This window comes from Sphingobacterium sp. UDSM-2020 (assembly GCF_016132525.1).
GTDB classification, from domain to species: Bacteria; Bacteroidota; Bacteroidia; order Sphingobacteriales; family Sphingobacteriaceae; genus Sphingobacterium; species Sphingobacterium anhuiense.
In genome coordinates, this window is sequence record NZ_CP066166.1 from 5,393,364 (window position 1) to 5,400,326 (window position 6,963).

Here is a 6,963-nt window from a genome sequence, read left to right on the forward strand (position 1 = left end):
TCATTTTAAACCTTTTCTAACTCAGGAAAACAATCTGTTAGATCAGCCAATTCGATCAATGTCTCTAAAAATGTTTGAAGACTTTTAAAATCTGTAGATTTAGAAAACTTATACTCCTTATTGCTCAAAACAGCCTCTTCCCATTCTCTCAAGTTATTACGCCAAATGGCCAATGGCACTGTCGTAAATTTATCATTTATATATTTCCAGGGTTTGGTAATATCTTCTTTAGAAACAGCTCTCAATTCATTAGCTTCTTCAGTAGGAATATCCCAGGCTAAATTTAAGATTTCACTATCGGCATTTACTTTTTCCCAGTGCAACCAAAAGATCTCCAATGTAAATAAATACTGCTGAAAATAATAGATCACTTTACCCGGGTTACTGTTCCATCCCCAGTAATTATCATGATACAATACATTTTCACTAGCCTTTAATACCTCTTTTAAATCTGCTTTTTTTATAGAATGATCAAAAACATTGTTCAGACCACCATCATAAATTAGACACCCGCCCCTCTTAAGAAAATCATTTTCAAAACCTTTTAATATAACCATATCCTTCTTGGTCACTTCATTATCCTTCCCTTCAATCACAATAGTATACAGTATCTGGATCAAAGCATTGATTTCTTTATATCGTTCATACAACACTTCCCCTATATAAGATTCCCTTTGTTCAGATGCCAGATTAAGTCCCGCTAGCAGTATTTCAAATAGATCCACACGGTAGAAAATTAGCATGTTATTATTGTAAAGCCGTATTAGCATTTTATAAGCAGTATTCAGATCATCCAGATTATTAAACATACTAGCGTTAACAATATTATTTTCATGCGGAAAAGATTCCGATATCCCCCCTTTTATCATATAAGACGGTCGGATATTATAAATCAGCCAACCAGCCTCGAGTAGACAAACCATCTTTTTATAATTTTTATAAAACTCCAATGGAGCTTTAACTTTCATCCAATAGTGCGGTCTAAATGCATTTGTGATTAAGTCCCAACATTCATCCTGCAGACGTTCTGCAGATACATCCTCACCAAATATTTCCCTTATCGCCAAAAACGGATTTCTCACATCATTTGAAGACAGTTGCGTAAAGCACATTGTCTCATAACTTACATTATTCATAATTTTTTCATTTAGGTTATATACTGCCGTTCGATATTGATTCTGTCATTTTGTTTGAGATGGAGCATCCATCGTCCATATTAATCAAAGTAATCTTCGGACATCCCGTAAATTCAAGCCTGCTCCTACCATACATTCTTAGTTCAAATAAATCTGAAATAGATATCAAAGCTTTCGCGTCCTTATTCAGACAGATATTACCTTCCGACACATCCAGATTTTCACCATCATAAAATCCCAAACCATGTATCAATACGTTAGAAATTATAGAAACACCATTCAGCTTTACATTAGCCCTTTTTAAAATAGTTAAGTCCAGTAGAGCAGTATTAATATCTAGTTTAACATGACCAGACTTTACGATCAAACCTAATTTCGGGAGCTGAAGAACTCCTGCGCTTGACACAAATGCACTGTCTAAGACCTCGATTCCGTTCAAAACATTTATAGTGATGTTGACTTTGGGATAATGATCATGCATCAGCAAGAATCCATAATGCTCCGGCTTAGTGAATAAAATCAATTCCCCATTCTTGATCTCGTAATCAAGCCACCCCCTCATTGCTTCATCATTGACAATTTCAATTTTAGGCATATTACCCTGACTCAAAGTAACATCGCATCGCGTGTTAATTTTAATGTTGTGAAAACTTTCCATTTCTATATTGTTTAGTTACATCAAAATGAACACTTAAAAACCATGTATTCAACCAACTAACCTTGTAGATTATCTACAAACGCTTGTGAAAAACAATAAGAAATTTGTAAATTACCAATGTGTTACAATACACCCCACAAATACAAGAATATTATTAACTTTGAGTTATGAGTAAAGAAAACAAGATCGGACCAAAAATTAGTCGCATACGCGAGATGCGAGGTATGAAGCAGGAAGTTCTAGCAACAGCTCTTGGAGTCAGTCAACAGACTATATCCAACATGGAGCACAGTGCAGAAATAGAAGCAGATCTCTTAGCTCAGGTAGCCGACATATTAGGAGTTACACCAGAAGCAATTAAGAATTTCAACGAAGAAGCTGTGTTAAGCATTATAAACAACACTTTCACAAGTAATGATGCATCAACATCGATAGCAATCCATACAGCTCCTACTTTTAACCCGCTTGACAAACTCATCGAAGCCCACGAAGAAAACAAAAAACTTTACGAACGCCTCCTCGATGCCGAAAAATCAAAGGTCGAACTACTTGAGAAATTAATCAATAAAGAGAAATAGAGTATTATACCCATAAAAAATAGCCCAGTATCCATAACGGATGCTGGGCTATTTCATACCTAACTTTTTTTAACCAGTAAAACCATATCCACAACTATGGAAAACCTGACACGAGAAGAATTAAAAAAATTGATCAAAGAAAGCATCCGTGAAATTCTAATAGAAGAAGACCTTGAAATAAAGAGCAATAATGAATATCATACTACCCCAATACTGGACAACTGCATAAATGTTTAAATTAGCAGTTGGAAATGAAAAAAGAACGCAGGAAATTCAGTGCAAGCTTTAAGGCTAAGGTAGCCATAGAAGCCATCAAAGAGCAGCAGTCTATCCAAGAGCTGGCGGTTAAATATGAGTTACACCCAACCCAGATCAACACCTGGAAACGGGAGTTTTTGGATAATGCAGAATGTGTTTTTACCACGGAGAAGTCTTCTTCAAAAGACGATTCCAAGGAAAAGGAACTATACTCCAAGATTGGGGAGTTACAGATACAGGTGGATTTCTTAAAAAAAGTATTGGGCAAATGAGCTTAGAAGAGAAACGTGGGCTTGTTTGCCCATCCTATAAGAAAATGAGCGTTTACAGACAGTGTAAGGTTATAGAGTTACCCCGTAGTAGTTATTATTTTAAACCCAAGGGGGAATCGCTGTTCAACCTACAGGTTATGAATGCGATAGATCGTAAGTTCCTAGACTGTCCATTCTACGGGGTAGAGCGCATGACAGATTATTTAAGACAAGATCTAGGTTATTTAGTGGGTTATAAGCGCGTTCGTAGGCTGTACAAGCTCATGAATCTGAAAACTATACATCCTAAAAAGAACTTGAGTAAAGCAAATAAGGCGGACTATAAATTTCCGTACCTACTCAGGAACCTTAAGATCGAAAGGCCTGCTCAGGTATGGCAGGCAGATATCACGTACATACCAATGTTTAAAGGCTTTATGTATATGTTTGCTATCATAGATGTATACAGCAGAAAGATAATGGGCTGGGACGTATCCAATACGATGAATGCCGAATGGTGCAGGGATGTGTTGGTCGATACGATCCAAACTCATGGTAAGCCCGAGATATTCAACACCGATCAGGGATCTCAGTTTACATCTGAAGTTTTTGTGAAAGCCTTACAGAAAAATGAGGTTAAGATATCAATGGACGGCAAAGGTAGAGCACTGGACAATATCTACATCGAAAGATTCTGGGGATCCCTTAAAAGAGAGAAGATATACCTCAATCCACCCAATGGAGGTGTGGATCTGTACCGGCACATTAAAGAGTACGTATCATTTTACAACACTGAAAGAAGGCACAAATCTTTAGGACGGATAACACCCGATGAAAAGTTCTGTAAGGAAATTAAAAATGTATCGTAATTATATCTTAGTTTAGTAAAAAGTTGTCCAGCAAATAGGGAGTATCATAGAAAATCCTGTCCTTAAAAACTCCGTTAGAAGCCTGAAACTAAAAACACTAATCTTGAACGCATTAAAAGTTAATGAAATTCATACTATTGCAGATTTGACCAATACTTCCCGATATAAATTAAACACTTTTTCAAACATAGGAAAAAGAGGCCTTGAAGATATACAACTCAAATTGAAAAGAGTTAGATCTTGAGTTATTGGCTTAGTTAATTAACCACCTCAATATAAAAAATAATATAGATCTTGAAAAGCTTTTCAAGATCTATATTATAGTGAATGATAATGTCATAGAGAATGTTTCCTATTTTCAAAAAAACAAGAGTACTATATTCTTGCCATTGCACAATATATAAATGATTTCTATCTAGGTCCTAAAAAACGATCACCATTAAAATGAATCATATGCTCGGGCATATCCATTAGCCAGACCTCAGTTTCCCACGCAATATCAGTTGAATACTTTTTAAAAACAGTCATATTTGGAAATGCTGTAACATAAACCTTTCCAGCAGTACAATCTTTAAACAAATCTTCTAATTCATTAATTCTCTTTTGAGAAACTGGACCATGAGTGGTAACAGCCTCAATTAAATATATCCAATCTTTATCTTCAGAATAGACTAAAACATCAGGTAGCTTAGAATGTTGATCTATAGGAATACCTAATTCTAACAACTTAACTTTATCAACTACTAAATCTTTTTTTGCTGTATCCCCTAAGTATAATAATGAAGCACCAGGTGCAAATCTTGGAATAAATTCCTCAATAATTGCTTTTTGAACATAATTATGTAAACCAGCTGACAATTTCAGAACTTTACCATCTGGTAACTTGACTGGAACCATTCTAAATGCTTTTGTCTTTACATATTTATCCCTGATATCTTTAGCCTGACCTACAAATGCTCCAACTGCATTCTCCCAATCTGTAGATCCAAACATTGAAAGTACATTAAGAAACTCCTGCGTAAGAGCATAATTATTTCTTGAACTATTTATTGGAATTGTCTTGTCATCAGGATTATGCTCAACTATATTTGCTTGGACAAAATAATGTAAAACTTGTCGACGAATGGATTCGCGAGAGTTTTCTGCATAATTAGCTTCATAATTATCTTTCATGAATCCCATTATTCCTTTGACAACAGTCAGTCTTGGGTTCTGGCATTCATTCCAATTTTTTTCTTCAGTAATATTCGCTAATGCCAGCAAAGTTAGTCCTGCCATTCGATTAATTTGTGTTCCAGTAAGACCTATATCACTTAATATACGTTGCGCTTCTAAAATTTTACTCATAATTTATTTTTTCATTAATATAAGCGTTTATAATACTTATATCAGTCAATTTATCTTTACTAATTTTCTTTCCAATATCAATCAGCACATCATAAGACGGAAATTTTAATTCTTTAATTTCACTAGCACTGACATTAATATTACCGTTGAATATTTGAAAATAAGAATTCATAAATGCAGAATTTAATAAAGCTGATAGACCAAATATTTCTTCTGCCGTAAGCGAACGATTTTTACTGTAAAGATAGTTTAGTTTATTATCTATCCCAATAAAATCAATTTGATAATCATCTTTATAATAAGGAGAGCAGATTAATCTATTACTATCTCCTTTTGCGCTTTGTCGTCTTAAAAAAATATAATTCTCATTAGCTCTCAAAATAGACTTTGTGCTATTATTCCCATGAATATATTGGCCTTTGACCAAACTATTTAATGGCCATTCCAACTTCATCTGGGTAACATTATTAAGCCTAAAATATGGTTTTAAATTTTCAACGTCATTCGATGATTTAAAAATATTTTCCTTAGTTCGGAAATCAACAACTGGGCCAGTTGAAATAGTAATACCAAAATCTTCTAACTTATTTTTCCATGAACTTACAATTCTTAGTATCTTATCCTCAGTAATATTAGTTGGAATAAAAATATAACTATTATCATCAGCTATGTCATATATTTCTTTATAACCATACGATTTCACTGAAATATCATCCAATAACGTACTAGAACTTGAAATGTATACTTGATCAACGGGTTTATTAACTGCCTTTAGAATCAACAATTCCTGTAACACTTGATCCTTTTTAAAAGTATCATTTCTATTTTGGAAAAGATGAATACTCTTAATGTTTACATGACTTAAAAAATACTTTCTAAACTTTTTAAAGTATAATCCTGATGTGAAACTCCTCGGAACAATGAAAATCATTTCACCTTTTTGATTTAGCATATTCGAACAAATTGCCAGAAACATCGAATAGATATTAGGAAAGCCCCCATTAATTTGTTGTGTAGCTATAGATTTTGGATCATCTTTTGGCAATTTAAAATATGGTGGATTTGAAATAATTATATCGTATTTATTTAAAAAATCACTATTGATATATTTCGCATTCTCAAGAACAAAATCTTTTAAGATAATATTACATTTAAAACCGATTCCTAAAGATTCTAAAAATTCGCGCATTGCGGTAACCATCGACTGAATGTTTTCCTCCAATTTTAAATCAGTTTCATACAAATCTAATTCAATGTAGCTAACTTTACCTTTTACCACCAACGTCTGAATTAAATTCACCGATAAGATTAAATTTCCACATCCGGGGTCCAAAATTCTCATTTTCTTACTTTCAGAAAATGTCGATAGCTTTGCCATATACTCAGCTATATGCTGAGGAGTAAAAAACTGACCAATTTCTCTTTTCTCTTTTTGAGATTTCGCTTTTGAATAGATTTCCCCAAAAGTATTTGAAACCACAACCAAATCCTCTTCTACTATATTGCTCATTTTTAACACGTTTTATTCTAATATTTTAAAGTGATATTTTTCGTAAAAATATCACTTTAAAATATGCTTTCATTACAAATTTTGATAATAATTTAATACAATTATATCTAAATCAAAAAAACTGGACTTGCAAATAAAATCGGCAGTACTAGTTAAGCAGTTTTTTTAAGATTTTGTTTTTTGTTATTGAATTGCTCTATGGTAAGGTTTCCTAGTGCAGAATGTCGACGCTCTCTATTGTACCATACTTCTATGTATTCAAATAAATCTGTCCTCATTTGCTCTTTTGATACCAATTTGTTCCCATATATTTGCTCTGATTTTAGTGTTTTAAAAAAGCTCTCTGCAACTGCATT

9 protein-coding genes are annotated in these 6,963 nt (G+C 33.5%); 4 read left to right on the forward strand and 5 right to left on the reverse strand.

The annotated features are described in order from the left end of the window. Positions 1–5: 5 nt before the first annotated feature. Together JAZ75_RS22730 and JAZ75_RS22735 are read right to left on the reverse strand one after the other, a co-directional pair. Positions 6–1,136, reverse strand: coding sequence for a hypothetical protein (locus tag JAZ75_RS22730; RefSeq protein WP_208698713.1), 1,131 nt, complete (start codon positions 1,134–1,136; stop codon positions 6–8). A gap of 16 nt (positions 1,137–1,152) precedes the next feature. Next, positions 1,153–1,794 carry a GIN domain-containing protein gene (locus JAZ75_RS22735; RefSeq protein ID WP_208698715.1) on the reverse strand — a complete coding sequence of 214 codons (642 nt, stop codon included), beginning with the start codon at positions 1,792–1,794 and terminating at the stop codon, positions 1,153–1,155. A gap of 167 nt (positions 1,795–1,961) precedes the next feature. On the opposite strand from JAZ75_RS22735, the gene JAZ75_RS22740 reads away from it, so the two are divergent. The 4 genes from JAZ75_RS22740 to JAZ75_RS26265 all read left to right on the forward strand — a co-directional run bounded on the left by JAZ75_RS22740 (position 1,962) and on the right by JAZ75_RS26265 (position 3,994). Then, positions 1,962–2,372, forward strand: a complete 411-nt coding sequence (locus JAZ75_RS22740; protein WP_208698717.1) for a helix-turn-helix domain-containing protein — start codon at positions 1,962–1,964, stop codon at positions 2,370–2,372. Between the two features lie 251 nt (positions 2,373–2,623). After that, positions 2,624–2,902, forward strand: coding sequence for a transposase (locus JAZ75_RS22745; protein ID WP_070563634.1), 279 nt, complete (start codon positions 2,624–2,626; stop codon positions 2,900–2,902). After that, a complete protein-coding gene (locus tag JAZ75_RS22750; protein WP_208698719.1) occupies positions 2,899–3,750 on the forward strand; it encodes an IS3 family transposase in 852 nt (283 codons plus the stop codon). Before JAZ75_RS22745 ends, JAZ75_RS22750 begins: the two co-directional genes overlap by 4 nt. 46 nt (positions 3,751–3,796) lie before the next feature. Continuing rightward, positions 3,797–3,994 carry a DNA-directed RNA polymerase subunit alpha C-terminal domain-containing protein gene (locus JAZ75_RS26265; protein ID WP_410528631.1) on the forward strand — a complete coding sequence of 66 codons (198 nt, stop codon included), beginning with the start codon at positions 3,797–3,799 and terminating at the stop codon, positions 3,992–3,994. 167 nt (positions 3,995–4,161) lie between these two features. On the opposite strand, the gene JAZ75_RS22760 is transcribed toward JAZ75_RS26265, so the two are convergent. The 3 genes from JAZ75_RS22760 to JAZ75_RS22770 all read right to left on the reverse strand — a co-directional run. Further along, positions 4,162–5,097: a BsuBI/PstI family type II restriction endonuclease gene (locus JAZ75_RS22760; RefSeq protein ID WP_208698722.1), complete on the reverse strand. Its 936-nt coding sequence runs from the start codon at positions 5,095–5,097 to the stop codon at positions 4,162–4,164. After that, entirely contained in the window at positions 5,090–6,607 is a 1,518-nt protein-coding gene (locus JAZ75_RS22765) for an Eco57I restriction-modification methylase domain-containing protein (RefSeq protein WP_208698724.1), read from the reverse strand. The genes JAZ75_RS22760 and JAZ75_RS22765 overlap by 8 nt, the downstream gene beginning before the upstream one ends. A 152-nt stretch (positions 6,608–6,759) precedes the next feature. After that, positions 6,760–6,963, reverse strand: a 204-nt coding sequence (locus JAZ75_RS22770; protein WP_208698726.1) for an IS3 family transposase, incomplete at its 5' end; no start/stop codon positions are given.